We start from the raw sequence: 25,610 nt of genomic DNA on the forward strand, positions 1-25,610 counted from the left end.
GAGACAACGCAGCGCTCGATCGAATGGTGCCCAACCGATGACGTGGCGCGAACTGTCGATGTAGGATCTATCGTACAGAGTTGCATGATAATTCATCGCGACACGGTTTTGATGTGATCGCGCATCGGACGAAACGACCGTTTTTTCCGCCATTTCCGGTCCTCCTGCGGGGAGACTGGCATACCAAAGGTCCTGTATGCGCGTGACGCATAAGAAACGTATCGGTCCTCCAAATACTTTTGCCGTGGAGATTATCGATTTTGCAGCGCAACATTCTAGGGTGCGACCGCTCAGATCGCGGTTAACGAAGACGTTCGTTCACCAGGACTTGATGCAGCCCGAGCTCAAGCTTGCTCAATCGAGTTGACGCCGCCGCGATTTTTCTTAGAGTTCATTCAAGCTTCGGTTCGAAGGGGCGCCGCAAAGGGGTAGCGGCGACCGGGAGAGCAGGTGGTGGTCTCGGCGAATATCTCGTGGAGACAGCCGCTTAGGAGACTCTATCGAAGTGAACTATCCCTGTCGCAAATAACAGGTCGCACAAGTGGGAGCAGGTTTCGCTGTTCTCCAGGCGTGTCAAAGACCTGTCGGAGGAATGCATGAGAGCGGTCCATCTTCTCGCACTCGGCGCTGGTCTGGTGGCTTCGGCCCCCGCCTTCGCCAATGACGACGTCCTGAAGCGCTCGGCCGATCCGGCCCAGCAGGTTCTGCAGACGGTCGATTACGCCAACACGCGCTATTCGAAGCTCGACCAGATCAACGCCAGCAACGTGAAGCAGCTGCAGGTGGCCTGGACGTTCTCGACGGGCGTCCTGCGCGGCCACGAGGGTTCGCCTCTCGTCGTCGGCAACATGATGTACGTCCACACTCCCTTCCCGAACATCGTCTACGCCCTCGACCTCGACAAGGACGGCGTGATCGTCTGGAAGTACGAGCCCAAGCAGGACCCGAGCGTCATCCCGGTGATGTGCTGTGACACGGTCAACCGTGGTCTGGCCTATGCCGACGGCGCCATCATCCTCCACCAGGCCGACACCACCGTCGTCTCGCTCGACGCCAAGTCCGGCAAGGTGAACTGGTCCGTCGTCAACGGCGACCCCAAGAAGGGTGAGACCAACACCGCGACGGTTCTGCCGGTGAAGGACAAGATCATCGTCGGCATCTCCGGCGGCGAGTTCGGCGTGCAGTGCCACGTCACCGCCTACGATTCTAAGACGGGCAAGAAGGTGTGGCGCGGCTATTCCGTTGGCACTGACGAGCAGATGATCATGGATGGCGAGAAGACCACGTCTCTCGGCAAGCCGGTCGGCAAGGATTCCTCGCTGAAGACCTGGGAAGGCGATCAGTGGAAGACGGGCGGCGGCTGCACCTGGGGCTGGTTCTCCTACGACCCCAAGCTCGACCTGATGTATTACGGCTCGGGCAACCCCTCGACCTGGAACCCCAAGCAGCGTCCGGGCGACAACAAGTGGTCGATGACCATCTGGGCGCGTAACCCCGATACGGGTGCGACCAAGTGGGTCTACCAGATGACCCCGCACGACGAGTGGGATTACGACGGCATCAACGAGATGATCCTCACGGATCAGAAGGTTGACGGCAAGGATCGTCCGCTTCTCACCCACTTCGACCGTAACGGCTTCGGCTACACCCTCGATCGCGCCACCGGCGAACTCCTGGTCGCCGAGAAGTTCGATCCGGTGGTGAACTGGGCTTCCAAGGTCGACATGGACAAGGGCTCGAAGACCTACGGTCGTCCGCTCGTCCAGGCCAAGTACTCCACCGAGCAGAACGGTGAAGATACCAACTCCAAGGGTATCTGCCCCGCGGCCCTCGGCACCAAGGACCAGCAGCCTGCTGCGTTCTCGCCGAAGACCAACCTGTTCTACGTGCCCACCAACCATGTCTGCATGGACTACGAGCCGTTCCGGGTGTCCTACACCCCCGGTCAGCCCTACGTCGGTGCGACCCTGGCCATGTACCCGGCTCCCAACAGCCACGGCGGCATGGGTAACTTCATCGCCTGGGACGGCGTCGCTGGTAAGATCAAGTGGTCGAACCAGGAGCAGTTCTCGGTGTGGTCCGGTGCTCTCGCCACCGCCGGTGACGTGGTGTTCTACGGCACGCTCGAAGGCTACCTGAAGGCCGTCGACTCGAAGACCGGTAAGGAACTCTATAAGTTCAAGACCCCGTCGGGCATCATCGGCAACGTGATGACCTACCAGCACAAGGGCAAGCAGTTCGTCGGCATCCTGTCGGGTGTCGGTGGCTGGGCTGGCATCGGCCTCGCGGCCGGCCTGACCGACCCGAATGCCGGTCTTGGCGCGGTGGGTGGCTATGCCGCTCTCTCGAACTACACCAACCTCGGTGGTCAGCTGACCGTCTTCGCGCTCCCGAACTAATCGGTCGCACGAAGTCTGAGACGATAGGGTGCCGGCGCGGGTTTCCGCGCCGGCACCTTTATGATTAGATCGTTATTAAGAACACTTCGAACGTCGGCCGAACGGGTCGACGGTTGCTCCTGGGAGAAACGTCGTTGCAGTACCAAAGCAAAGCCGCCATCCGTCCGCTCGTGGCCGCCCTCGTTTTCGCATTCGCCTCCGCCGGTGCCGTTCAGGCCCAGGACGCCAAGCCCGCCGCCGATCCCGCCGTGGCGAACCAGCTTGATCCCAATGCTCCTGAGAAGGACGACAAGCTGATCGACAAGTATCAGGCGGTGAAGGTCGAAGACGGCAAGTATTTCGACAAGGACGGCGCCCCGACCTACCACATCACCAACGACGGCAAGAAGTTCGACTGGTACGCGTATTCCGGCTACCGCCGCTATCACGCCGAGTGCCACGTGTGTCACGGTCCCGATGCGATGGGTTCGACCTACGCACCCGCCCTCAAGGATTCGCTCAAGCGCCTGTCCTACGAGGAGTTCGTCGGCATCATCGCTGGCGGCAAGCAGGACATCAGCTCGAGCGGCACCAACGTGATGCCCGCCTTCGGCGATAACAAGAACGTGATGTGCTACGCCGACGACCTCTACACCTACCTGAAGGCCCGCGCCTCCGGTGCGATGCCGCGCGTGCGTCCGACCGACAAGGAAGACAAGCCGGAAGCCGCCAAGAAGGCCGAGAAGGAGTGCCTGGGCGGCTAATGGCTCGCTTTGGCTCCTTCACAACGACGGTTTGCGCGCTCCTGCTGATCTCGGCAGGGGGGCGCCCCGCATTGGCGCAGTCGCTTCCCGATCTCGTCACCACCGATGTCCTGCGCGTCTGCGGAGATCCCGGCAACATGCCGTTCTCCCAGCGCAAGGAGGACGGGTTCGAGAACAAGATCGCGGCGATCCTCGCCGACGAACTGAAGGTCAAGCTCCGCTATTACTGGCTGACGCAGGGGCCTGGATTCGTCCGCAATACGCTGGGCACCGGCCTGTGCGACCTGATCATCGGTTCGGCCGCCGGCGGTGAGCTCGTCCAGCACACCAATCCTTACTATCGCTCCAGCTATGCCCTAGTCACCCGCGAGGGTGATTTCGAGGGCGTGACGAAACTCGACGACCCGAAGCTCAAGGGTAAGGCCATTGGCGTCATCGGCGGTACACCGCCCGTGAACCGGATGGGCGAGGTCGGCCTCATCGCCTCGATGAAGGCCTACGCTCCCTACCAGCTCGATCCCGCGCGTAAATACCAGACGGTCTCCGCAGAAGTCATAGGCGACCTCGCGGAGAAGAGGATCGACGCGGCGATCCTGTGGGGGCCGGCCGCCGGCTGGCTCGCCAAGCAGAGCGGCGTCGCCATGAAGGTCGTGCCGCTGTTGCAGGAGCCGGATCGTCCCGCTCTCACCTTCCGCATCGCCATGGGCGTGCGGATGGAGGAGAACGATTGGAAGCGCAGCCTCAACACGATCCTGCGCAAACGCCGCGCCGATATCGAGAAGGTCCTGCGCGACTACGACGTTCCGCTGCTGGAGGACGAAGGCAACAAGCTCCTCGAGCCGGCGGCGCCCTGAGATCAGGCCCTGCCGGTCGTCACGATCGGTGGGGTTTGCTATGAGCCTCCCGGATCAATGGGGGTAGGGCGGCGATGGGACGATTGCGTATCGGTCTGGCGGCCTCGGCTTTCGTCGCCGTCGTCGCGGTGGGCATCGTCGCAACCGATCGCGCGCAGATCGGCCGTGTCGCTCCGGACCTCGTCGCCGAGACCGATCGCGCTGACCGCGTTCTCGTGGAGAAATCCGCCCGTCGCCTGACCCTGTTTCGAGACGGGAGAGTCCTCGCGACCTATCCTGTCTCCCTCGGCTTTTCCCCCATCGGCCACAAGCAGCGGGAGGGCGACGGGCGCACTCCGGAGGGGCTCTATTCCATCGCCTATCGCAACCCGCTCAGCGTCGCCTACCTCTCCCTGAAGGTGTCCTATCCGAACGAGGCCGATACGCTGGCTGCCCGTGACGGCGGCTACGAGCCGGGCGGGGACATCATGATCCACGGGATCATGAACGGCTTTTCCTGGCTCGGTCGGATGCACCGGTTCAGGGACTGGACCAGTGGCTGCGTCGGTCTGGCCAACGACGAGATGGCAGCCATCTATGCGCGGGTGGATGTGGGTACGCCGGTGGAACTGCGGCCCTAAGCGAGGGGCTTTCGGTCCCGCACGATGCCGGCGGTGTCGAGTTTCGACAGCGCTTGGCTCACGGTCTCGGGGCCGATCACCAGGTCCGGCGCGATCTCGGCGAGGGGAACGAGGACGAAGGCGCGCTCGCGCACGAAACGATGCGGCAGGACAAGGCGTTCGTCGGAGATCGCCGCCCCTTCATACGAGAGCACGTCGATGTCGATGACGCGCGGTCCCCAGCGCCGCTCGCGCACCCGGCCCATGGCTGTCTCGATGGCGAGGCCCGTCTCCAGCAGGTCGTGCGGGGTCAGGTCGGTCTCGATGGCGACCGCCGCGTTGAGGAACCAGTCCTGGTCCGTATCGCCCCAGGGAGGCGTACGGTAGTCGCCGGAACGGGCCGTGAGGCGGATGCCCGGGCTGGCTTCGAGCCGCCGGATTGCCTCGGCGATGGTTGCAGCCTTGTCGCCGATATTGCTGCCGAGACCGAGATAGGCGGCCGTCATCGCACGAGTCCCGCGCGGCTGCGCAGGATCGAGATGGCGACGCCGTCGATCACCGCCGGGACCGGCGCGCTCGGCTTGTCGACGCGCACGACGATGCTGTCCACACCCTCGAACCGGTCGAGGATCTCGGCGGCGATGGCCTCGGCCAGCGCCTCGATGAGGGCGAAGCGCCGAGTGGTGGCGATGCGCACGACGATCTCGGTGAGGTCGGCATAGCTCACGGTCTTCGCCATGTCGTCCGACAGGCCCGCCGGCTGCAGGTCCGTCCGGCAATCGAGGGAGATGTAGAAGCGCTGGCCGATCCGCGCTTCCTCCTCGAGGAGGCCGTGATAGGCGAAGACGGCGATGCGTTCGACGAGGATGCGGTCGGTCATGGGGCTGTCCGCATCACGGCGTCGACCACGCGAAGGGCGTCGATATGGGGCGCCACGTCGTGGACGCGGACGATGTCGGCTCCCAAGGTCGCGGCGAGGACATGGCTCGACAGCGAGCCGGTGAGGCGATCAACCGGCTTTGTCTCGGCATCGTGCAGGCGCCCGAGCATCGACTTGCGTGAGACGCCGACGAGGATCGGGAAGCCCAGCGCCTTGAGTTCGGGCAGGCGCCGCAGGGCTTCGAGATGCTGGGCCCAGCTCTTGCCGAAACCGATTCCCGGATCGAGCACGATATCCGCGTCCGGGATTCCAGCGCGGCGGGCGATATCAAGGGAGCGCTCGAAGAAGCGCAGCATGTCGGCGACGATGTCGATGGCGGGATCGATGGTCTCGCGATTGTGCATCACCATGACCGGCGCACCATGGGCGGCGGCCACACGAGCGATGTCGGGCTCACGTTGCAGGCCCCAGACGTCGTTGACGATGCGGGCTCCTGCCGCCAGCGCCACGTCGGCGGTGGAGGCCTTGTAGGTGTCCACCGAGATAGGGACGGTGAGGCGCGGGGCGAGATCCCGGATGATGGGCAGGATGCGGGCCTTCTCCTCCTCTGCCGACACGGGCGTATGGCCTGGCCGCGTCGATTCCCCGCCGATGTCGACGAGGGCCGCCCCTTCCGCCACGAGGGCGTCGGCCTGGGAGCGTGCCGCTTCGACACCCTCGAAACGGCCCCCGTCCGAGAAGGAATCCGGGGTGACGTTGAGAATGCCCATGACGAGCACGCGCTCTCCGAGACCGGGCAGGAGAGTTTTCAGGGCAGAAGCGGGAGAGGACGTCACGGGGGCTCTTCGACGAGGGATCACTTACTATGCTGTAGACCAGGATGATCCCATTCATCCACCTCATCCTGAGGTGCCGAAGCAAAGCGAAGGCCTCGAAGAAGGCCTCCAGATCGCGCCGCGAGCATTGGAGGGCTCCTTCGAGGCCGCTTCGTAGCGCCCCGGGATGAGGTGGATGGATGGGATCACCGTATCTGGGGTGGATCCCGCCGGTCACACCCCTCCGCGATAGCAGCGAATCTCGGCCTCGGCCTGTGCGCGACGGAGATCGGCCACCTTGTCGTCGAACACCTTGGTCGAGCGGAACTCGTTCGAACGGGCGCCGATGCCCTGGCGCATGGACAGGACGGTGCTCGCCTGGACATATTTGTCGTAGGTGAGGATCGAGGCGAGGGCGTCGATGGAGCAGGAGCAGCGCGAGAGCGATTCCCGCGATTGCCCGTTGGCCGCCATGCATCCGAAAACGTAATCTGCCCGCGCCTCGGTGGGGTAGTCGTTCTCGCTGTCCTCCGCATGGGCGGGAGCGCCGGCGAGGCCGAGCATGAGGGCGACGAGGCCGCCTTTAGCCAGCGTTCGGATCATAGGTCAGGTTCTCCTGGAGAAGTTCGCCGCCATCCGCCGTCTTCGACTGCGCCTCGATGGAGAGCAGTTCGCCGGGCACGGCGGCCGACGTCACGAAGGTGTATTTCAGGTTTTCGAGACCACGCATCCGGTCCTTCATCTTGTCGTCGAGGAAGGGCTGCACCTCCACCCGCCAGGCATCCACGGTCTGCCCCTTCACGGTGGCCGTCGTCGCGGTCACCGTCGCGTTGTCGCGCAGGGCCTTGCGGATGCCGTTCTTGATGTAGCGCGGGTTGGCCGAGAGCACCTTGGCGAGGTCGATGAGGTGATGTTCGAGGAAGAGCGTCATCACCGGGTTGCCGGGCATGTCGTTGAACGGGCCGGCTGGGAAGCGGTTCGCGCCCGAGAACATCTGCACGCGGATCGTCCGGTTCTCCGGCGCCCCACCCGGTTCGATGGTGAGCTTGATCTGGTCGTCCATGGTCGGGCCGAACGGCCCCTTGGAGATGCCGCTGCGCCGGAGATACGCGTAGGTGAGCGTCGAGCCCGGCGCCACGTTCTTCATCTGCGGCTCTTCGAACAGCAGGTCCGAGGCGTTGGGCGGGGTGGCGGTGTTGGCCTTGGTCACGGCGGGGGCGTCGGCCGGGGGCGTGCCCTGCGCCAGGGCGGGCAGACCGGCAAACGACAGGGCGAACGCGACGAGAACGGGCTTCACAGGGGAGCATCCTCTTTCAGGGGCGGCGGCGCAGCGCGGTCCACGTTGCTGCCGATCGTCCGGTAGACATAGTCGGGCGGCGTCTCGGCTGCCTCTTCCGTGGCAAGTTCCCGCACCTTCGTATGGAGCGGGGAGAGCGAGCAGGCCGGGTCGGTGGCGGCGGCATCGCCGGCCAGAGCCAGGGCCTGACAGCGGCAGCCGCCCCAATCCTTCTCGCGCCGGTCGCAGGAGCGGCACGGCTCCTTCATCCAGTCCGTGCCGCGATAGGCGGTGAAGGCCGGGGAGTTCGCCCAGATGTCGGCGAGCGAATGGTCGGAGACGTACCAGAATTCGAGATGCTTGATGGTCTCGGCGGCGTGGCAGGGCAGCACTTTGCCGGCCGGCGTCACGTTCATCAGCTTGCGGCCCCAGCCACCGGCGCAGGCCTTGGGGTATTTCGCATAGTAGTCGGGCACGACGAGATCGATGACGAGCTGGCCCTTCAGCCGCTCGCGCGCCGCCTCGACGATGCGGATCGACTGATCGACCTGGGCCTTGTCCGGCATCAACGCGGCGCGGTTCACGTAGGCCCAGCCGTAATACTGGGTGTGGGCGACTTCCAGGCGCTTGGCGCCGAGCTTCACCGCCAAGTCGATGAAACCTTCGACCTCGTGGATGTTGCCCCGGTGGATCACGGAATTCAGGGTCAGCGGCAGACCGAGCTGCGTCACCCGCTCGGCGAAGGCGAGTTTCTGCGGCTGGGCATTCTTGAGTCCGCCGATCTTCTCAGCATTGGCTGCGTCCACGCCTTGCACCGAGAGCTGCACGTGATCGAGGCCCGCGTCGTAGAGAGCGTCGAGCTTGGCCAGGGCGCCGCCGACGCCCGAGGTGATGAGGTTGGAGTACAGGCCCAACCTGGCGCAGGTCTGGGTGATCTCGACGATGTCGTTGCGGGCGGTGGGCTCGCCGCCGGAGAGGTGGACATGCAGCACACCGAGACCCGCCGCCTCCGTCAGCACCCGCTGCCATGTCGCCGTGTCGAGCTCGCCCGAGCGCCGGTCGAGTTCGAGCGGGTTCGAGCAATAGGGACAGCGCAGGGGGCAGCGATGGGTCAGCTCCGCGAGGAGCCCGACCGGCGCCGGCAGGGAAGGGGTGTTCGGCGTGATGGCGTTCATCGCTCCAGAACCCGTTTGGTGGCGAGGTCGTTGAGCATCACCAGGACGTCGGCCTCGATCACGTCCGGGTCGGCCACGAAGGTCTCCGCGAGTTTAACCGCGATGTCGCGCACGCTGCTCTGGCCGTCGACCAGCGACAGAACCGCCACGGCATTGGCGTCGAGGTCGAAGGTGCGCTCCGGCGCCAGCAGCACATGCTGACCACGGACCTCGTCGTGGCGCAGGCGCACGCCGCGGGGCAGGCGCGGCACGTCAGCCGACCGGACCGTGCCGGTGCCGGCCGCCTGCGCCACCTCGGCCACCTCGGCCACGAGGCCGGTTCCCGGAACCCAAGCATCCGGCGGGGTCATGCCCGGCGCCACATAGGAGAAGTAGAGGGCATCGAGCTGCGTCCAGAGCACCGTGCACTTGAAAGTCAGCGCGGCCATGGCCTGGCGCTGCAGCTCCGGCGTGGTGGCATGCTGCTTGACGTAGTCGATGGCGAATTCGGCGTCGCGCGGGGCCTGGGTCAGGCGCTTGTCGAAATAGGCCAGCGTGTCCTTAGTGATGAAATCGTAGTTCTTCAGCATCCCGGCCACACGCTCGGAGATGATGGTCGGCGAGAACATCTCGGTGAGCGAGGAGGCGATGGCTTCCAGCAGCGAGCGCTCCTTCACGAAATGCACGTAGGCATCCACCGAGAAGCGGGTCGCCGACAGGATCCCTTGCGTCGATTCCACGTAGTCGCGACGGAAGCCGACGCCCTCGGCGAGCTTGAGCCAGCGCTCGATGCCGCCGTCCCCGGGCGCGTCGCCGTCATGGTCGACGATGCGCTGGCGCCAGACGCGGCGCAGGCTCGCATCCTCCATCCGGGCGAGGACGGCTGCGTCCTTCACCGGGATCATCGCCTGGTAATAGTAGCGGTTGAGGGCCCAGGCCCGGACCTGATCTTTGTCCAGCTTGCCGTCGTGCAGCAGGCGGTGGAACGGATGCAGGTTGTGGTAGCGCCGCGTGCCGATGTCGCGCAGCGCCGCCTCGAGGTCCTCGGGGCTGAGCAGGCGCTGGGACGCGTCGGTCATGGGTGTGGGGAAGGGCGCGGTCATGGCGTGGCTCGGCGTTTCAGCGATGGGCGGCGGTCGGAACTTTTCTTACAGATGGCGCTGGCAGTCGTGAAGACCACGGACTTCAAGCGCGCAATCCCATTGGACACAATATAAGTCGCCGGCATTAAAATGCCAGCCGGGCATCCGGCTAGAGTGACAGGGTCAACCCGTCATGGGCCACTGTCCAGCCCTCGGCTTCCACCGACATCCGTTCGGCGGAGCCTTCCACCAGCACCGGGTTGGTGTTGTTGATGTGGACGAAGACCCGACGGCTGATCTCCACGTCGGCGAGGGCCGCGATCGATCCTCCCTCGCCGGTCATCGGAACGTGGCCCATGCGCCATCCGGTCTTCACGCCGACCCCGGCGCGAATCATGTCGTCGTCGAGGAGCACCGTTCCATCGAACAGAAGCGCGTCGACGCCCGAGATGCGTTGCTTCAGCCCGTCCGTCACGCGGGCGCAGCCGGGGATGTAGGCGAGGCGGCGCCCGCCGGCCTCGATCATCGCACCGACCGTGGTCTCGGTCTCGGCGCCGATCTCCATGGTCTCGTCCTCGAGCCAGAGCGGCACCTTGCCCGGCACCGAGAACAGCGTGACGGTGAGGCCGGGAACAGGTTCGAAGGTGTGATTGAGGGCGATTTTCTCGCGCCGGACCACGTCGGCCGCCATCACGTCGAAGACACGGTTGGCGTTGACGGAATCCAGGATGCCGGAGGTGGCGTAGAGCGTATAGGCTTGGCCCTCGCGCAGGGTCAGCAGCCCCGCCACGTGGTCCACATCGCCGTTGGTGAGAAGCACGGCATGGATCGGAGAGTGGCGCAGGCCTTCCTGCGGATGCATCGCCGGATTGTCGAAGAGTTGCTGCCGGATGTCCGGGGAGGCGTTCACCAGGAGCCAGCGCTCGCCATCGGGCGACACGGCGATGCTCGACTGAGTTCGTGGCCGCACCCTGGAGGAATCCTCGCGGGCGAGGGAGCAGATGGGGCAGCGGCAATTCCACTGGGGAAGGCCGCCGCCCGCGGCCGAGCCGAGGATCACGACATGCATGGCTGAACCGGCGCTGCCTCGATCCTCACGCGCGACGCGATATTTCAGTTGAAGGTATCGATCTCAGCCGACTCGTAGCTGGTGACTTCCATGCCGACACAGATCTCGGAAACGACGGGGGCAGCCCAGGTCATGGTGTTTCTCCTCGGTATGTTTCTTGGACGTCATATGCATCCGGATCTCGTATTAAGGAGATCCTAAGACACTGACGGCGCAGTCATTTCTGTCGCGGGAGCTATATCGACAATTCCGCCGGACTCTTCAAGCGATAAATTGCCGGATCGTCCCAGGACGCGCCGAGAATGCACATCGCGCTCAATGGCGGAAATCTTGGCCCCGCAGGTCGAGCATGAAGCCCCGTCCCCGGACGGTGACGATGACCGGGCCGCCGAAGCGGACGAAATCCGACAGCTTGGTGCGCAGGTAACCCACGTAGACGTCAACGACATTCAGCGACAGGCCGCCCTGGCCTGCCCAGAGCTTGTCGAAGATATCGCCGCGGGACACCGGCTGGTTGGCCTTGTCCATCAGCAGGGCGAGCAGCTCCGATTCGCGGGGCGTGAGGCGCGCCGTCGCATCCCCCAGGGAGACCTGCCGGATGTTGAGATCGAGGACGAGCTTGCCAGCGGTGACGATGGTGCGCGGCTGGTCGGATTCCTTGCGGCGCAGGAGATGCGTCTGCAGGCGGGCCAGCAGCTCGTCGAAGACGAAGGGCTTCACGATGTAGTCGTCGGCCCCGAGCGCCAGCCCTTCGGCCCGGTCGCGGACTTCGTCACGGGCGGAGAGGAACAGGATCGGGCCGGGATAGCCGCCCTCGCGCAGGGAGCGGCAGACATCGTGGCCGGACCCGTCGGGCAAGGTGATGTCGAGGACGACGGCACCGGGCGCGTCCTCGCGGGCGGCAGTCAGCGCGTCATCGACGCAGCCAGCCACCCCCACCGAAAATCCTTCCGCTTCGAGGCCCCGGGCCAGCATGGCCTGGATGTCGCTGTCGTCCTCTACGATGAGCACTCGCGTCATGCGACGCCTTCCTTCCGCTTGGTCTCGTCCTGGTCCCCGGAAACGAGGTCGAGGACAGGCAGCACCAGGGTCACGCATGCCCCCCTGCCGTCCGCGCCCGTCCCGAGGCCGATCGTGCCATCATGGCGCTCCGTGACCCAGCGCGCCAGTGCCAGGCCGATGCCGAAGCCGGTTTCGCCCGAACCACCTTCGCGCCGAAACCGCTCGAACAGGTCTCCGGCGGTATCGGGAAAGCCCGGCCCGTCATCGGTGATGGTGATCGCGGCCGATCGTCCGTCGTCGAGGCGAAGGGCGACCACGACCCCAGTCAGCCCCGTGGCGTGCCGCAGTGCGTTGTCGATCAGGCTCTCCACCACCTGCCGCAGCCATTCCCGGTCGGCGAGAAGCGTCGCGTCGCGGGGGGCGGGGTCGAGGGTGAGGCTCACCCGCCGGCGCACCGCCTCGGAAGCGGCGCTGTCCACGGCGTCGGTGAGGATGGCCACGGCGCTGGCAGCACGCCGGTCGAGCTCGATCTGGCCGGATTCGGAGCGGGCGACCCGCAGCAGATCCTCGACGCGGCGCTGGAGGCGCAGGGCCCGCTTGCGGATGGTAGCAAAGACCGGGGCGTAATCGACTCCCGACCGGCCGGCAGAGCGGGCGGCGATGTCGCATTCGCCGAGGATCACGGTGAGCGGCGTGCGCAACTCGTGGCTGACATCGGCGAAGAAGCGTCGGCGCGAGCGGTCCACCGCCTCCAGGCGCTCGTTGGCGGCGCGCAGGTCGGTGGTCCTCGCCTCCACCGTGTCCTCGAGGGCGGCGCGGTCGGCAGCGAGCCGCCCTTCCCGCCGGGCGAGGCGCGCGGCCATGCGGTTGAAATTCGCCACCAGTAGGCCGAGTTCGTCCCGCGTCGCCACCGAGAGCCGCGTGTCGAGCTCACCGCGCCCGACGGCCCCCGCCGCCCGCCGCACCGCCTCGATCCGCGCCAAGGTCGGCCGGGTCACCGCCCGGTACAGGACGAAGACCAGGGCCAGCGCCAGGACGACGGCGGCGAGCGACGCGATCCGCAGGGTCGATGAGAGCTGGCGCGCCTCGTCCGAGCCCGCGATCATCGAGCGGCGCTCGACCTCGATGAGGAAGGAGAGCGGCTGGCCGGTCATGGCGCCGAACCCGTTCAGGGCGCCGCGTATGGAGTTGCGCCGCTGATCCTCCTCGGATTGGCGCAGGACCTGGGAGACCTGCCGGTCGAGGATGGCGCGGGCGGAGCGGAGCTGGGCCAGCGGCCGCGTGCGCGCGGCGTACTGCATCCGGTCGAGGGGATTGTCGCTGACGGCGATGCTCTTGCCCAGAGCCTCGTCCACGGCGACGAGCGCCCGGTCGACATTGGTGCGGGCAATGGCAAGCCCTTCGGGCTGAGCGTCCGGGTTGCTCACGGTCTCTAGCGCGGCGAGGCCGTACTGGGTCATGCGGCCGGACAGTTCCACCAGGAGTTCGAGCCGCGCTTGCGCCGCGAGCGTCCGGTCGATGGTGCGCTCGGCCGCGCCGATGGAGCCCAGCACCCCGAGCGCCGCCAGGATCACCAGCAACGCGGCGCCGCCGAGCAGCAGCGCGAACCGGACCTTCAGAGAGCGCATCGCGTATGGCCGCCCGTGTCTCGCCGTTCCCTCGATGGCGAGCGATAGCGCAATCCGACCCGGCGTCCAGGCCCATCACGGCCTGGGGCGGTTCAAAGGTCTTTCGGCAGGCTCTCCCGCGCCGCGCAGCGCCACCGCGTCACGTGCCATTCGGAGTGGCTCTCCTGCCAGGTGGCGAGCGCGCTCTGCGCGGTGCGCAGGCAGATGAACGGGTTCGTCGCCTCGTAGGACAAGGATATCCTGTCCTCCTTGCACTGGGAGGGCTGCGCCGCGAGGCAGATGGAGAGCAGGATCAGCATGGGGCGAAAGCCTCGGGCCGGGAAGGACAATCCGGCAATTCTCCGTCAGGCCGGCGGCTGGACGCAAGAGCGGAGTAGGGCCCCTTGTGCGAAGGGTTGTCGCGGAGGCGGGGCCGTCGAGCGCATCCCCGCTCGCGGGGAGAGGGCCGCGACGACCCCGTCGTCGGCGCGGCGAGGCGGCAGCCGAGGGTAGAGGGGGCGATACAGGACGAGCCTCTACCGGAAGCGCCCCCTCACCGTCGCTCCGGCTTCGCCTGCGCTCACCGAAGGCATGGCAGGGCGCATCTCCCTCTCCCCGCTTGCGGGGAGAGGGAGATGCGCCCTGCCATTGCGCCGGTCTCGACCCCAGGGGAGGAGAGGCGCGTCGACAGATCAAGCCTTCTTGCGCGCGGCCGGCTTCTTTGCCGTGGTGGTCTTCGCAGCAGTCGCCGTGCTCTTCGCCGCCGTCCCGGCTGCCGCCTTGGTCCCCGCCGCCTTCTTGGCGGGAGCCTTTGCCGTCCCCGCCTTGGCGGTCGTCTTCGACGCAGTCTTGCGGGCCGGGGCCTTCTTCTTGCCGCCGCCCGCCGCTTCGCGGGCGGCGATCAGTTCGAGGGCCTGGGGCAGGGCGATGTCCTCGGCCGCCAGGGTCTTGGGCAGCGTTGCGTTGGTGGTGCCGTCGGTGACGTAGGGGCCGTACTTGCCCGACTTCACCACGATGGCCTTGCCGGTCTCGGGATGGTCGCCGAGCGACCGGCCGGGGTCGGAGGCCGGGCCGCGACGTCCGCCGCCCTGCTCCTTGGCGACGATGAGGTCGATGGCGCGGTTGGCGCCGATCTCCAGCACGTCGTCGTCGCGGCCGAGATTGGCGTACATCTTCCCGTGCTGCACGTAAGGACCGAACCGGCCGAGATTGGCCAGGATCGGTTCACCGCTCTCGGGGTGCCTCGCCACTTCGCGGGGGAGGGCGAGGAGACGCAGCGCCTTCTCCAGATCGACGTCGGAGGGGCTCAATCCCTTCGGCAGGGACGAACGCTTGGGCTTGGGAGCCTCCTTGTCGGTGGAGGCTTCACCAAGCTGGACGAAGGGACCGAAGCGTCCGTCGCGCAAGGTAACAGGCATGCCGGTGACCGGATCGTCGCCGAGCACCCGCGTGCCGGGCTGGCCGCCGCCGGAGGTGCCGTCGCCCTCGCCCTCCACGGCGTTGGCCGCGAGTTGGCGGGTGTACTTGCACTCGGGGTAGTTCGAGCAGCCGACGAAGGCGCCGAACTTGCCGAGCTTCAGCGAGAGCTGACCGCTGCCGCAGGTCGGGCAGGTGCGGGGGTTCGAGCCATCCGCTTTCTCGGGGAAGATATGAGCGCCGAGGAGGTCGTTCAGGGCATCGAGCACCTCGGTGACGCGGAGCTCCTTGGTGCCGGAGATCGCAGCCGAGAAGTCCCGCCAGAAGTCGCGCAGCACCTCGCGCCAGTCGATTTCGGCGTTGGAGACCCGGTCGAGCTGGGTCTCGAGGTCGGCGGTGAAATCGTACTCCACATAGCGCTTGAAGAAGCTCTCCAGGAAGCCGGTGACGAGGCGGCCCTTGTCCTCAGCCACCAGGCGCTTCTTCTCGATCCGTACGTATTCACGGTCGCGCAGGGTCTGCAGCACGGCGGCATAGGTCGAGGGCCGGCCGATGCCGAGTTCCTCCATTCGCTTCACGAGGCTGGCCTCGGAGAAGCGCGGCGGCGGTTCGGTGAAATGCTGGGTCGAGACGATGCGCTCGCGCTTGAGCGCGTCGCCCGCCTTCATGGGCGGCAGGCGCTTGCCGTCCTCGTCTTCCTCGTCATCCTTGCCTTCCTGGTAGAGGGTGAGGAAGCCGTCGAACTTCACCACCTGGCCGGTGGCGCGCAACTCGATCCTGCGAGGGCCAACGGAGGCGACGATGTCGACGGTGGTGCGCTCCAGCTCGGCCGATTCCATCTGGCTCGCCACCGTGCGGGTCCAGATCAGGTCGTAGAGCTTGGCCTGCTCCGCATCCACATAGCGGGCTACGGACTTCGGTAGCCGGCTCATATCCGTGGGACGCACCGCCTCATGGGCCTCCTGCGCGTTCTTGGCCTTGGCGCTGTAACGGCGCGGAACGTTGGGGAGATAGCGCTCGCCGTATTCCTTGCCGATGACGCGGCGCGCGTCGGCGATGGCCTCGGGGGCCATGTCGACGCCGTCGGTCCGCATGTAGGTGATGAGGCCTACGGTCTCGCCGCCGATCTCGACGCCCTCGTAGAGTTTCTGCGCCGCCCGCATGGTCTGGGCCGGCGCCATCCCGAGCTTGCGCGAGGCCTCCTGCTGGAGCGTGGACGTGGTGAAGGGCGGGGCGGGGTGACGCTTGGCGGGCTTCGCCTCAACGCTGCCGACCTGGAACGTGGCCAGTTCGAGGTCGCGCTTGAACGCGGCGGCGTCCTCGCCGTTGCCGACGTCGAGACGCTGGATGCGCTTGCCGTCGGCACCCACGAGACGCGCCTCGAACACGGCGCCGTCCTGGGTCACCAGGGTCGCCACCAGCGACCAGTACTCGCGGGGCTTGAACGTCTCAATTTCGCGCTCGCGCTCGCAGACGAGGCGAAGCGCCACGGACTGGACGCGGCCGGCCGAACGGGCGCCCGGCAGCTTGCGCCACAGGACCGGCGAGAGGTTGAAGCCGACGAGATAGTCCAGCGCTCGGCGCGCCAGATAGGCGTCCACCAGGGCTTGGTCGATCTGGCGCGGGTTGCGCATGGCGGTGTCCACCGCCGCCTTGGTGATGGCGTTAAAGGTCACGCGCTCGATCGGCATGCCCTTGATCGCCTTGCGGGCGTTAAGGGCCTCGACCACGTGCCAGGAGATGGCCTCGCCCTCGCGATCCGGATCGGTGGCGAGGATCAGGCCGTCGGCGCCCTTGAGTGCCCTGACGATCTCCGAGACGCGCTTCGAGCCGCGGTCGTCGAGCTCCCACAGCATGCGGAAATCGGCCTCCGGGTCGACGGAGCCGTCCTTGGCGGGAAGGTCGCGGATATGGCCGAACGAGGCGAGCACCTCATAGTCGCGGCCGAGATACTTGTTGATCGTCTTGGCCTTGGCCGGCGACTCGACGACGACGACTTTCATGTGCGGATCAGCCTCTCGTCAGCGCCCGAGCTGCCGCCGGGACTCGCAGCCGGCGGGGTTTCTCCCACCGGGACTCACAGATTGTGTGCAAGACTTCGAACGTGGCCTGGCACCATGGCCGGCCCGGCGCTTTGCGGGGGACAAGTGGGTCAAGGGCGCGGGGTTGTCAAATCGGGAGGAGGCGGTGCCGTTGCAAGATGCGGTACCCGTCAGATCCCCGCATACCATTCGTAGCCGCGATCCTCCCAATAGCCGCCCTGGCCGTCGCCGATCCCGGACAGGCCGTCCGCCACCTCGATCCGCATGACGTATTTGGCGTGCTTGTAGCCGAGCTGGCGCTCGACCCGCAGGCGCAAGGGGGCGCCGTTCGAGACGGGCAGGGGCTTACCGTTCATGTCGTAGGCCAGGATCGTCTGCGGGTGGAAGGCGTCGGTCAGGTCGATGCTCTCGTAGTACCGGATCGGACGGCCGTTCGGAGCGCCATCGCCGGCCTCTATCTCCGCCACGTCCCCACCCTCGAGACCGCCACCCGCCATCTCCATCGTGTCGGCGCAATGGAACACGACGTAGCGCGCATTCGGCTTCAGCCTCGCCCGGGTCAGGACTTCGCCGAGCGGGACGCCCGTCCACTTGCCGATGGCGCTCCATCCCTCGACGCAATCGTGCCGCGTGATCTGGGTCCGGGAGGGCAGGGCACGCAGGTCCGCGAGGGACAGCTCCTGCGGCTGTTCGACGAGGCCGTCGATCCTCAGTCTGAAGTCCGCGAACCCGGCCTGCGCCAGGGCCTTGTAGCCTTCGTCCGGAGGGTCGATCGTGCCGTTCGGCTTGAACCAGGGCGAGATGTCGCCCTCGTTGAACTCGTGGGCGAGGGACGTCGGCGTCAGCAGCAAGCGCTGCACGAACAGGTTGGCATCCTCCCCGAGCGTCAGCGTCCGCCTTCCCCAATCGCTGCCGGCGATGCGGTCGCAGCCGCCGAGGAGGGCGGAACCCAGCAGGCCGGCCGCGCCGGTGAGGATGCCGCGACGGTCGAATCCGCGCCTCATCGGATCGTCCCCGGATCGAAGGTCTTGCCCGGATCGGAGGTTCGCGTCGTCTCGATCACGAACCAGCCGGTGACCATGCCCCGCATGTTGTTCCAGGCGCCGGAGACCAGCACGAGCGCCACATGGACGAGGGTGAACAGCACGAGCAGGTTCGTGACGATGAAATGGATGGTCCGCGCCGATTGCCGCCCGCCGAACAGGGTGGGCAGGGGCAGCACGGCGTTGAAACCCGGCGACATGGCGAGGCCCGTGAGCAGCATCATTGGCAGGAGGAGGACGATGACGACAAGATAGGTCAGCGTCTGCAGCACGTTGTAGCGCTTGGCCTCATCGCCCTTGGGGAAGGTCAGGGTGAGGTGCTCCCGAATCGAAGCGCCCAGGTGCCGGACCTCGTCTCTCCGAGGCACGATCCGGCGGCGCAGCTGGCCGCTCTCGATGCCGTAGATGAGGTAGATCAATCCGTTGATGACGAAGGCCCAGGCGAACAGGAAGTGCCAGCGCCGCCCGGTGGCGAGGTCCTGGTTCGCCGGCAGGGTGATCCAGGCAGGAAAGGCCCGGCCCGTACTCTGGCCCTGCGCGGTGGAGAGGCCGAGCCAGCCGGTGGTGTCGATCGCGTGATCGCCGACCCTGACGATCCCCCGCGCCGCGCCCTCCGCCGTCTCGTCGTTCGTGATGGCGAGGAGCGGCGCGTCGAAGGTCGAGGCCGAGCCCCAGTACAGGGCGGGATGGGCGTTGAAGATCTGCAGCCCGCTCATCAGCAGCACCGCGAGGCAGGCGAGATTGATCCAATGGGCAGCCCGGATCACCAGGGGGTGACGGAAATGCCAGCGGCGGCGGACCGTATCGATCCGCTCGTCGGACCGTCTCGTCGTGCTGGCTGCCAAGGGGTGGACTCCGGCCTCGATCACGAATCGCGCCCATCCGGACCCGCCGGAAGGACGCATTCTATGAGGAGACTACGAGCCAGGGGGTAGAAAGGTTACACGCCCCCGTCGCGCGGCAGCGAGCGACCGGTCCCCGGCCCATGTCTCCCCCCGGCCCATGTCTCCCCCCGGCCCATGTCTCCCCCCGGCCCATGTCTCCCCCCGGCCCATGGCTCCTTGCCGCTCCCCATCCACCTCCCTATAGCCATGGTCCCAGAATGACCGCCGCACCCGCCTCCTTCCCCCATCGGCACCTCCTCGGCATCGAGGGGCTGACCCGCCCCGACATCGAGGCCCTCCTCGACCGGGCGGAGGATGCCGTGGCGCTCTCCCGCCAGGTGGAGAAGAAGCGCACCACCCTGCGCGGCCGCACCCAGATCAACCTGTTCTTCGAGCCCTCGACCCGGACCCAGAGTTCGTTCGAACTCGCGGGCAAGCGTCTCGGCGCCGACGTGATGAACATGTCGGTGGCCTCCTCCTCGGTGAAGAAGGGCGAGACCCTCATCGACACGGCCGCCACCCTCAACGCCATGCGGCCCGACATCATCGTCGTGCGCCACCACGCGGCCGGCGCCGTGCATCTCCTGGCCCGCAAGGTCGATTGTTCAGTGGTCAATGCCGGCGACGGCGCCCACGAGCACCCGACCCAGGCCCTCCTCGACGCGCTGACCATCCGCCGCAACAAGGGGCGGATCGAAGGGCTGCGGGTCGCAATCTGCGGCGACGTCCTGCATTCCCGCGTCGCCCGCTCCAACATCATCCTCCTTCAGGCGCTCGGCGCCCGCGTGCGGGTCATCGGCCCCTCGACGCTGCTGCCCACCGGGATCGAGCGCTTCGGCGTCGAGGTCTTCACCGACATGCGCAAGGGCCTCGAGGGCTGCGACATCGTGATGATGCTGCGGCTCCAGCGCGAGCGCATGAACGGCTCCTTCGTGCCCTCGGTGAAGGAGTACTTCCGCTATTTCGGCCTCGACGCCGAGAAGCTGGCCCTGGCGAGCCCCGACGCCCTGGTGATGCATCCCGGCCCCATGAACCGCGGTGTCGAGATCTCGTCCGAGATCGCCGACGGGGCGCAATCCCTGATCCGCGAGCAGGTGGAGATGGGGGTCGCCGTCCGCATGGCGGTTCTCGAAGCCCTCGCGACGCATTTGCCGAACGCGTGAGCTGGGGCGTCCCATGCCGCCACGCACCTTCGACTTGGACATCCGGGCCATCCGGAAACGTCTCGAGGGAGAGGGCTGGACCGTGCGGGTAGCGACCGGAGACCACGACGTCTACAAACATCCGCAGAAGCCAGGGCGTATTCCGGTGCCGCGTGGACGGGGAGACCTGCCGCTCGGCGCGGCCCGAAACATCGCCCGCTCGGCTGGCTGGCTTGTCTGAGAGGGATGGAGCGATGATCCGGTATCTCGGCATCCTTGAGAAGGACCCAGGGTCCTTGTGGGGAATCTGGTTTCCCGACCTGCCCGGCTGCGGTACCGCAGGCGAGACGGCGGACATCGCTCTTGATCGGGCGCCGGAGGCCTTGCGGCTCTGGATCGAAGACGCCCAGGCCGACAACGAGGCGCTGCCGCCGTCGCGGTCTATCGAAGACCTGCGGAGCGATGCGGACGTACAGCAGGCATTGTCGCTGGGGCATGCGGTCATCGTCGTCCAAGTCCCAGAACTCGAACGATTAGCAGGTTAGTGGTGCTTCGAATGTATCCTGACGGCGACCCGGGTTCAGAGTCTGCCTGCGACGGCCCAATCTCCGCGGAAGGGGGAGGGTTTTGACCATTCGCCCACTCCTGCTCGCCAATGCCAGCCTCCTCGATCCGGCCACGAGCCGCGAGGGGCCGGGGCATATCCTCGTCCGCGACGGCCGCATCGCAGACATCGCCTGGGGCGCGTCACCCGCCGCCCCCGAGGGCGCCGAGATCGTCGATTGCGGCGGGCATGTCCTGAGCCCCGGCCTCATGGATCTCCGCGCCTTCGTCGGCGAGCCGGGGGCCGAGCACCGCGAGACCCTGGCCAGCGCCAGCGCGGCGGCGGCGGCCGGCGGGGTCACCACCCTCGTCTGCATGCCGGACACCAACCCAGTCATCGACGGGCCGGCCATCGTCGATTTCGTCCTGCGCCGCGCCCGTGACACGGCCTGTGTCACCGTCCTGCCCGCCGCCGCCATCACCAAGGGGCTGGCGGGCCAGGAGATGACCGAGTTCGGCCTCCTGCAGGAGGCGGGAGCCGTCGTCTTCACCGACGGCCTCAAGGCCGTGCGCAACGCCCAGGTGATGCGCCGCGCCCTCACCTATGCCCGCGATTTCGGCGCCCTGCTGATGCAGCACGTGGAGGAACCCGACCTCGTCGGCGAGGGCGTGATGAACGAGGGCGAGATGGCCTCGCGACTCGGCCTCGTCGGCATCCCGCGGGAGGCCGAGACGGTGATGCTGGAGCGCGACATCCGCCTCGTGCGTCTCACCGGCGGCCGCTACCACGCCGCCATGATCTCCTGTGCCGATTCGGTGGAGATCGTGCGGCGGGCCAAGCACGACGGCCTGCCCGTCACCTGCGGCGCCTCGGTGAACAACCTCGTCCTCAACGAGGGGGATATCGGCCATTACCGTACCTTCTGCCGGCTCTCGCCCCCGCTGCGGCACGAGACCGACCGCCTCGCCCTGGTGGAGGCCCTGAACGAGGGGGTGATCGACGTCATCGTCTCCGACCACAACCCGCAGGACGTCGAGACCAAGCGCCTGCCCTTCGCCGAGGCCGCCGACGGGGCGCTCGGCATCGAGACCCTGCTCGGCGCGGCGCTCCGCCTCGTCCATACCGGCGACGTGGCGCTGCCGCGCCTGCTGGAGGCCCTCACCGTCACCCCGGCCGCGATCCTGCGGCGTGAGGCCGGACGTCTCGCCGTCGGCGCGCCGGCCGATCTGGTGCTGATCGATCCCGACCTGCCCTACGTGCTCGACAAGCGGCGCCTGAAGTCGCGCTCGAAGAACTCGCCCTTCGACGAGGCGCGGCTGCAGGGCGCGGCCGTGCTGACCCTGGTCGGCGGGCGCATCGTTTTTCGAGCCGTGCAGGATGCGGAGACGGCGGCGTGACCCTTCTCCTCGATGCCGGCTGGCCTCTCCTGCTCGCGAGCCTGGCCGGCGGCTACCTCGCCGGCTCGATCCCGTTCGGCCTGATCGTCACCCGCCTCGCCGGCCTCGGCGATGTGCGGGCCATCGGCTCGGGTAATATCGGCGCCACCAACGTGCTGCGCACCGGCCGGAAAAGCCTCGCCGCCGCGACCCTGCTCGGCGACGCGCTGAAGGGCACCCTCGCCGTGCTGGTCATGAAACAGTTCGGCGAGGGCGCCGCCCTGGCGGCCGGGCTCGGCGCCTTCCTCGGCCACCTCTTCCCGGTCTGGCTCGGGTTCAGGGGCGGCAAGGGCGTCGCCACCTTCCTCGGCGTGCTCCTCGCCTTCAGCCCCATCGGGCTCGCCGCCTTCGCGGCGATCTGGCTCGGCCTCGCCTTTACCCTGAAATACTCCTCCCTGGCGGCGCTCGCCGCCTCCGCCGCGACGCCCATCGTCCTGTGGGCGGCGGGACAGCCTGCGGTTGCGTTGCTCTTCCTCGTGCTCGCGATCCTGCTATGGTGGAAGCACGCTCCCAACATCCGCCGACTGCGCGACGGCTCCGAGGGGCGGATCGGACAGAAGGGCTGACCTTCCGTCAAGGGAGGTCCGGGGCATGGGCATGCAACTCAACCCCGCCCAGCGCCTCGACTGGCTCCGCCTGATCCGCACCGAGGGCGTCGGCCCGCGCACTTTCCGGACCCTGATCAACCGCTTCGGTGGCGCCGGCGCGGCGTTGGAAGCCCTGCCGGAGCTTGCCAAACGCGGGGTCAAGCGCGTCGTGCCGGTAACGCGGGCGCAGGCGGAGGCCGAATTGGAGGCCGCGGCCAGGATCGGGGCCCGCCTCGTGGCCATGGGCGAGGACGATTACCCCAAGCTGCTCCAGGCCGCCGATTCGGCGCCGCCCCTGATCGCGATCCGAGGGCAGGCGGCGATTCTCTCCCGGCCGGCCATCGCCATCGTCGGCTCCCGCAACGCCTCCGCCGCCGGCCTCGCCTTCACGGAGCGGCTGGCGCGGGGTCTCGGGGAGGCCGGCCTCGTCGTGGTCTCGGGGCTGGCGCGTGGCATCGACGCCCGCGCGCACAAGGTGTCCCTTAGCTCGGGGACGGTGGCGGTGCTCGCCGGCGGCCATGACCGGATCTACCCCGCCAACCATCAGGCCCTGGTGGAGGGCATTCTCGATGCCGGCGGCGCGGTGCTCGCCGAGATGCCCATGGGCTGGGAGCCGCGCGGCCGGGATTTTCCTCGGCGCAACCGCATCATCTCCGGCCTTGCCTACGGCACCGTGGTGGTGGAGGCCGCGCGGCGCTCGGGCTCGCTCATCACCGCGCGCTTTGCCCTCGAACAGGGCAGGGAGGTCTTCGCCGTGCCGGGCTCGCCCCTCGACCCGCGCGCCGAGGGCACCAACGACCTCATCCGCCAGGGCGCGACGTTGATCTCGGACGTGGACCACGTCACCTCCGCCATTGCGCCGCTGATCGGGCGGGGGGATTTCGAGCAGGAGAGCGGGCAGCTCGCCCTCGACCGGCCCGACCTAGCCGACGCGCCGATCTTCTGGGACGAGCTCGACGGGATCGGTGGCCCGGTCCCCGAGCCGCAGGAGGAGCTCGAGGAGCCGGAACCGGAACAGCCGGAACCCGCCGACGACCGCGCCCGCCTCATCGCCTATCTCAGCCCGACCCCCATCGGCACCGACGACCTCGCCCGCGCGGCGGGGCTCAGCGTGCGCATCGTCCAGACGACGCTTCTGGAACTCGAACTCGACGGCCGGATCGAGCGGCACGGAAGCGGAGCGGTGTCGCTGGTGTCGTAGGGAGGACGGGTGTCCGTCTCTCTCGCGTCCCTCTCCCCACAAGGGCTACGATGTTCACACATCGCTCGCGGGCTCCCTCTCCTTTCAGGAGAGGGAGCCCGTCTCGCCTCATGTCGAACCCTCTTGGTTGGAGGGAATAGCCGTAGAGCAAAGGTGTGTATGCAGTAGCGCCACCCGCGGGGATGTGCGCCCTACCGCAAAAAGTCCCCGAACGAGCGCGGGCCGTCCGGCACCGGGATGTCCTTGATCACCTTGAGCGTCGTCGCGTCGATGACGCCGAGGGTGTTGGAGCCCCAGTTCGTCACGTAGAGGCGGCTGCCGTCGCGGGAGGCGGCGATACCCTCCGGGTGGTCGCCCACCTCGATGGCCGCGACGTTGGTGAGGGTCTTCAAGTTGAACACCGTGACGGTGTTCGAATACTGGTCGGTGACGAAGCCCCGCGTGTCGGTGAGCGCCACCACGTAGGGCCGCTCGCCGGTGGTGACCCGGCCGAACTCGCGCCGGCCGGCAACGTCGATAACGGAGACGTCGTTCGAGGTGACGTTGGCGGTGTAGGCGCGCGTCCCGGTGGCATCGAGGGTGATCCCGAACGGGTGCTCGCCCACGGGGATCTTCACCGTCTCGGTGGCGGTGGCGGTATCGACCACGGAGACGGAATTGCCCTCGCGGTTGGCCACCAGGATCGTGGCGCCGTCGGGCGTCACCGCGATGCCCGAGGGCGAAGCGCCCACCTGGATCTCGGTCTCGATCTTCGAACCGTCGGCCGAGACCACGAAGATCCGGCTGCCGTACCAGTCGGCCACGTAGACCGCGCCGGATTTCGGATTGACGGCGATTCCGAGCGGGCCGCCGGGCAGATCGAGGGTGCCCGTCACCGCGCGGGTGTCGAGATCGACGATGGCGAGGCCGTGGCCCTCGGGGCGGGTGACGTAGGCGGTCTTGCGATCGGGCGACAGGGCGATGCCGGCGGGCGCGCCGTCCACCGGGATCTGCGCGGTGACGACCTGCGTGTCGAGATCGACCACCGCGAGGATGTTGGCCCCCTGCGCCGTGATTAGGGCCTCGTCGGCGCGGGCGGACGCGGTGTGCAGGGTGAGGAGCAGAGCGATGACCTGCGCCACCCTCCTCCCCCTTGTGGGGAGGAGTTGGAGGTGGGGGTGGTTGAGAGACCCTCCTGCAGCGGAGGCTGGCGGAAGCACCCCCACCCTCGGTCCCTCCCCACAAGGGGGAGGGAGGAGCGCGTCACCACTCGGTCCGGTGCGAGCCGCCGGATCCGAGGCTCTAGGGTAAAACAGGCTCAAGAGCCCTTCTCGGCCTTGGCCTTCACGTTATCCAGGCCGGCCTTGTAGAGGCCGAGGACCGCCGCCTTGGAGGCATCGTCGTTCAGGTCCGGCGGCGGATCGTTGTTCATGTAGCCACGGTAGAACGCACCGCGCCAGGTCACCTTGGACTTGGCGCCGTCGCCCTCGACCTCAATGGTCGAGGAATAGTCGTTCACCGGCAGCGTCTTCACGTCCACCTTGGTGATCCGGTACATGTAGGTCTTCTTCTCGGCGTCGTATTTGGCGAGCTCTTCCTCGACCGTGGCGCCGCCCTTGAGGGTCAGGACGCGGCTGGCCTTGACCTCGTTGCCGCCCTTGCCCTCGGTCTTCTCGACGACCGGGATCCAGCTGCCATCCTGGAAATTGCCGAGCACGGCCCAGACCTTGTCGGCCGGGGCGTTGATCTCGATGGTCTGGGAGACCTTCTGGCGGGTCGGGCCATGGGCCTGCGCCGCGTAGGATACCGTGGCGAGCGCCGCCACGGCGGCCAGCGTCTTGAATCTCATCAACCCT

Annotated in this window: 27 protein-coding genes; 10 read left to right on the forward strand and 17 right to left on the reverse strand. The window is 67.3% G+C overall.

What is annotated here, in order from left to right; genetic code table 11:
- Positions 1-596 precede the first annotated feature (596 nt).
- The 4 genes from xoxF1 to K368_RS0117960 all read left to right on the forward strand — a co-directional run bounded on the left by xoxF1 (position 597) and on the right by K368_RS0117960 (position 4,616).
- On the forward strand, positions 597-2,399 hold the full coding sequence (xoxF1, locus tag K368_RS0117945) for a lanthanide-dependent methanol dehydrogenase XoxF1 (RefSeq protein WP_027173523.1): 1,803 nt from the start codon (positions 597-599) through the stop codon (positions 2,397-2,399).
- Between the two features lie 134 nt (positions 2,400-2,533).
- Positions 2,534-3,142, forward strand: a complete 609-nt coding sequence (locus tag K368_RS0117950; protein ID WP_027173524.1) for a c-type cytochrome, methanol metabolism-related — start codon at positions 2,534-2,536, stop codon at positions 3,140-3,142.
- Positions 3,142-3,996 carry a rare earth element methanol dehydrogenase accessory protein XoxJ gene (xoxJ, locus tag K368_RS0117955; RefSeq protein WP_051439922.1) on the forward strand — a complete coding sequence of 285 codons (855 nt, stop codon included), beginning with the start codon at positions 3,142-3,144 and terminating at the stop codon, positions 3,994-3,996. Before K368_RS0117950 ends, xoxJ begins: the two co-directional genes overlap by 1 nt.
- A 74-nt stretch (positions 3,997-4,070) precedes the next feature.
- Positions 4,071-4,616 carry a L,D-transpeptidase family protein gene (locus K368_RS0117960; RefSeq protein ID WP_027173526.1) on the forward strand — a complete coding sequence of 182 codons (546 nt, stop codon included), beginning with the start codon at positions 4,071-4,073 and terminating at the stop codon, positions 4,614-4,616.
- Here K368_RS0117960 and folK read toward each other — a convergent pair.
- The 15 genes from folK to K368_RS0118035 form a co-directional block, all read right to left on the reverse strand.
- Entirely contained in the window at positions 4,613-5,101 is a 489-nt protein-coding gene (folK, locus tag K368_RS0117965; RefSeq protein WP_027173527.1) for a 2-amino-4-hydroxy-6-hydroxymethyldihydropteridine diphosphokinase, read from the reverse strand. The genes K368_RS0117960 and folK overlap by 4 nt on opposite strands.
- Positions 5,098-5,475: a dihydroneopterin aldolase gene (folB, locus tag K368_RS0117970; protein ID WP_027173528.1), complete on the reverse strand. Its 378-nt coding sequence runs from the start codon at positions 5,473-5,475 to the stop codon at positions 5,098-5,100. Before folB ends, folK begins: the two co-directional genes overlap by 4 nt.
- Positions 5,472-6,311 carry a dihydropteroate synthase gene (gene folP, locus K368_RS0117975; RefSeq protein ID WP_027173529.1) on the reverse strand — a complete coding sequence of 280 codons (840 nt, stop codon included), beginning with the start codon at positions 6,309-6,311 and terminating at the stop codon, positions 5,472-5,474. The genes folB and folP overlap by 4 nt, the downstream gene beginning before the upstream one ends.
- Before the next feature lie 213 nt (positions 6,312-6,524).
- Positions 6,525-6,893, reverse strand: a complete 369-nt coding sequence (locus K368_RS0117980; RefSeq protein ID WP_027173530.1) for a hypothetical protein — start codon at positions 6,891-6,893, stop codon at positions 6,525-6,527.
- On the reverse strand, positions 6,874-7,587 hold the full coding sequence (locus K368_RS0117985) for a hypothetical protein (RefSeq protein WP_027173531.1): 714 nt from the start codon (positions 7,585-7,587) through the stop codon (positions 6,874-6,876). The genes K368_RS0117980 and K368_RS0117985 overlap by 20 nt, the downstream gene beginning before the upstream one ends.
- Positions 7,584-8,741, reverse strand: a complete 1,158-nt coding sequence (gene pqqE / locus K368_RS0117990; protein WP_027173532.1) for a pyrroloquinoline quinone biosynthesis protein PqqE — start codon at positions 8,739-8,741, stop codon at positions 7,584-7,586. Before pqqE ends, K368_RS0117985 begins: the two co-directional genes overlap by 4 nt.
- Positions 8,738-9,823 (reverse strand): pyrroloquinoline-quinone synthase PqqC, encoded by a 1,086-nt coding sequence (pqqC, locus tag K368_RS0117995; protein ID WP_036266482.1) that lies wholly within the window; start codon positions 9,821-9,823, stop codon positions 8,738-8,740. Before pqqC ends, pqqE begins: the two co-directional genes overlap by 4 nt.
- Positions 9,824-9,971: 148 nt before the next feature.
- Positions 9,972-10,871, reverse strand: a complete 900-nt coding sequence (gene pqqB / locus K368_RS0118000; protein ID WP_027173534.1) for a pyrroloquinoline quinone biosynthesis protein PqqB — start codon at positions 10,869-10,871, stop codon at positions 9,972-9,974.
- Positions 10,872-10,915: 44 nt separating this feature from the next.
- Entirely contained in the window at positions 10,916-11,005 is a 90-nt protein-coding gene (gene pqqA / locus K368_RS25045) for a pyrroloquinoline quinone precursor peptide PqqA (RefSeq protein WP_018043604.1), read from the reverse strand.
- A gap of 181 nt (positions 11,006-11,186) precedes the next feature.
- Positions 11,187-11,891, reverse strand: coding sequence for a response regulator transcription factor (locus K368_RS0118010; RefSeq protein WP_027173535.1), 705 nt, complete (start codon positions 11,889-11,891; stop codon positions 11,187-11,189).
- On the reverse strand, positions 11,888-13,501 hold the full coding sequence (locus K368_RS0118015) for a HAMP domain-containing sensor histidine kinase (protein ID WP_027173536.1): 1,614 nt from the start codon (positions 13,499-13,501) through the stop codon (positions 11,888-11,890). The genes K368_RS0118010 and K368_RS0118015 overlap by 4 nt, the downstream gene beginning before the upstream one ends.
- Positions 13,502-13,593: 92 nt before the next feature.
- Positions 13,594-13,800, reverse strand: a complete 207-nt coding sequence (locus K368_RS0118020; RefSeq protein WP_027173537.1) for a hypothetical protein — start codon at positions 13,798-13,800, stop codon at positions 13,594-13,596.
- A gap of 372 nt (positions 13,801-14,172) precedes the next feature.
- Positions 14,173-16,899 carry a type I DNA topoisomerase gene (gene topA / locus K368_RS0118025; RefSeq protein ID WP_027173538.1) on the reverse strand — a complete coding sequence of 909 codons (2,727 nt, stop codon included), beginning with the start codon at positions 16,897-16,899 and terminating at the stop codon, positions 14,173-14,175.
- A 209-nt stretch (positions 16,900-17,108) separates the two neighbouring features.
- Positions 17,109-17,942 carry a molybdopterin-binding protein gene (locus K368_RS0118030; RefSeq protein WP_027173539.1) on the reverse strand — a complete coding sequence of 278 codons (834 nt, stop codon included), beginning with the start codon at positions 17,940-17,942 and terminating at the stop codon, positions 17,109-17,111.
- A complete protein-coding gene (locus K368_RS0118035) occupies positions 17,939-18,826 on the reverse strand; it encodes a cytochrome b/b6 domain-containing protein (protein ID WP_027173540.1) in 888 nt (295 codons plus the stop codon). Before K368_RS0118035 ends, K368_RS0118030 begins: the two co-directional genes overlap by 4 nt.
- Before the next feature lie 257 nt (positions 18,827-19,083).
- Between K368_RS0118035 and K368_RS0118040 the strand changes: the two genes are divergently transcribed.
- The 6 genes from K368_RS0118040 (at position 19,084) to dprA (ending at position 23,775) form a co-directional block, all read left to right on the forward strand.
- The gene (locus K368_RS0118040) at positions 19,084-20,028 is read left to right on the forward strand and encodes an aspartate carbamoyltransferase catalytic subunit (RefSeq protein WP_027173541.1); all 945 of its coding nucleotides are present in this window, start codon (positions 19,084-19,086) and stop codon (positions 20,026-20,028) included.
- A 13-nt stretch (positions 20,029-20,041) separates the two neighbouring features.
- Positions 20,042-20,248, forward strand: coding sequence for a type II toxin-antitoxin system HicA family toxin (locus K368_RS0118045; protein ID WP_197031035.1), 207 nt, complete (start codon positions 20,042-20,044; stop codon positions 20,246-20,248).
- A gap of 13 nt (positions 20,249-20,261) precedes the next feature.
- The gene (locus K368_RS0118050; RefSeq protein ID WP_027173543.1) at positions 20,262-20,552 is read left to right on the forward strand and encodes a type II toxin-antitoxin system HicB family antitoxin; all 291 of its coding nucleotides are present in this window, start codon (positions 20,262-20,264) and stop codon (positions 20,550-20,552) included.
- An 88-nt stretch (positions 20,553-20,640) separates the two neighbouring features.
- Positions 20,641-21,948 carry a dihydroorotase gene (locus tag K368_RS0118055; RefSeq protein ID WP_036267134.1) on the forward strand — a complete coding sequence of 436 codons (1,308 nt, stop codon included), beginning with the start codon at positions 20,641-20,643 and terminating at the stop codon, positions 21,946-21,948.
- Positions 21,945-22,553 carry a glycerol-3-phosphate 1-O-acyltransferase PlsY gene (gene plsY, locus K368_RS0118060; RefSeq protein WP_027173545.1) on the forward strand — a complete coding sequence of 203 codons (609 nt, stop codon included), beginning with the start codon at positions 21,945-21,947 and terminating at the stop codon, positions 22,551-22,553. Before K368_RS0118055 ends, plsY begins: the two co-directional genes overlap by 4 nt.
- 31 nt (positions 22,554-22,584) lie before the next feature.
- Positions 22,585-23,775 carry a DNA-processing protein DprA gene (dprA, locus tag K368_RS0118065; RefSeq protein ID WP_027173546.1) on the forward strand — a complete coding sequence of 397 codons (1,191 nt, stop codon included), beginning with the start codon at positions 22,585-22,587 and terminating at the stop codon, positions 23,773-23,775.
- Between the two features lie 191 nt (positions 23,776-23,966).
- On the opposite strand, the gene K368_RS0118070 is transcribed toward dprA, so the two are convergent.
- Positions 23,967-24,896: a beta-propeller fold lactonase family protein gene (locus K368_RS0118070; RefSeq protein WP_027173547.1), complete on the reverse strand. Its 930-nt coding sequence runs from the start codon at positions 24,894-24,896 to the stop codon at positions 23,967-23,969.
- 176 nt (positions 24,897-25,072) lie between these two features.
- Positions 25,073-25,603 carry an SRPBCC family protein gene (locus K368_RS0118075; RefSeq protein WP_027173548.1) on the reverse strand — a complete coding sequence of 177 codons (531 nt, stop codon included), beginning with the start codon at positions 25,601-25,603 and terminating at the stop codon, positions 25,073-25,075.
- Positions 25,604-25,610: the final 7 nt, after the last annotated feature.

This window comes from Methylobacterium sp. 10 (assembly GCF_000519085.1).
GTDB lineage: Bacteria > Pseudomonadota > Alphaproteobacteria > Rhizobiales > Beijerinckiaceae > Methylobacterium.

Bases quoted from the DNA above. Each gene is read 5' to 3' on its own strand.
- topA (WP_027173538.1), bottom strand. From the start codon at position 16,899: ATGAAAGTCGTCGTCGTCGAGTCGCCGGCCAAGGCCAAGACGATCAAC.
- folK (WP_027173527.1), bottom strand. From the start codon at position 5,101: ATGACGGCCGCCTATCTCGGTCTCGGCAGCAATATCGGCGACAAGGCT.
- pqqA (WP_018043604.1), bottom strand. From the start codon at position 11,005: ATGACCTGGGCTGCCCCCGTCGTTTCCGAGATCTGTGTCGGCATGGAA.
- xoxF1 (WP_027173523.1), top strand. From the start codon at position 597: ATGAGAGCGGTCCATCTTCTCGCACTCGGCGCTGGTCTGGTGGCTTCG.
- pqqB (WP_027173534.1), bottom strand. From the start codon at position 10,871: ATGCATGTCGTGATCCTCGGCTCGGCCGCGGGCGGCGGCCTTCCCCAG.
- K368_RS0118050 (WP_027173543.1), top strand. From the start codon at position 20,262: ATGATCCGGTATCTCGGCATCCTTGAGAAGGACCCAGGGTCCTTGTGG.
- K368_RS0118040 (WP_027173541.1), top strand. From the start codon at position 19,084: ATGACCGCCGCACCCGCCTCCTTCCCCCATCGGCACCTCCTCGGCATC.
- folB (WP_027173528.1), bottom strand. From the start codon at position 5,475: ATGACCGACCGCATCCTCGTCGAACGCATCGCCGTCTTCGCCTATCAC.
- K368_RS0118015 (WP_027173536.1), bottom strand. From the start codon at position 13,501: ATGCGCTCTCTGAAGGTCCGGTTCGCGCTGCTGCTCGGCGGCGCCGCG.
- K368_RS0118045 (WP_197031035.1), top strand. From the start codon at position 20,042: ATGCCGCCACGCACCTTCGACTTGGACATCCGGGCCATCCGGAAACGT.
- pqqE (WP_027173532.1), bottom strand. From the start codon at position 8,741: ATGAACGCCATCACGCCGAACACCCCTTCCCTGCCGGCGCCGGTCGGG.
- K368_RS0118075 (WP_027173548.1), bottom strand. From the start codon at position 25,603: ATGAGATTCAAGACGCTGGCCGCCGTGGCGGCGCTCGCCACGGTATCC.
- K368_RS0117960 (WP_027173526.1), top strand. From the start codon at position 4,071: ATGGGACGATTGCGTATCGGTCTGGCGGCCTCGGCTTTCGTCGCCGTC.
- xoxJ (WP_051439922.1), top strand. From the start codon at position 3,142: ATGGCTCGCTTTGGCTCCTTCACAACGACGGTTTGCGCGCTCCTGCTG.
- K368_RS0118020 (WP_027173537.1), bottom strand. From the start codon at position 13,800: ATGCTGATCCTGCTCTCCATCTGCCTCGCGGCGCAGCCCTCCCAGTGC.
- dprA (WP_027173546.1), top strand. From the start codon at position 22,585: ATGCAACTCAACCCCGCCCAGCGCCTCGACTGGCTCCGCCTGATCCGC.
- K368_RS0118010 (WP_027173535.1), bottom strand. From the start codon at position 11,891: ATGACGCGAGTGCTCATCGTAGAGGACGACAGCGACATCCAGGCCATG.
- pqqC (WP_036266482.1), bottom strand. From the start codon at position 9,823: ATGACCGCGCCCTTCCCCACACCCATGACCGACGCGTCCCAGCGCCTG.
- K368_RS0117980 (WP_027173530.1), bottom strand. From the start codon at position 6,893: ATGATCCGAACGCTGGCTAAAGGCGGCCTCGTCGCCCTCATGCTCGGC.
- K368_RS0118030 (WP_027173539.1), bottom strand. From the start codon at position 17,942: ATGAGGCGCGGATTCGACCGTCGCGGCATCCTCACCGGCGCGGCCGGC.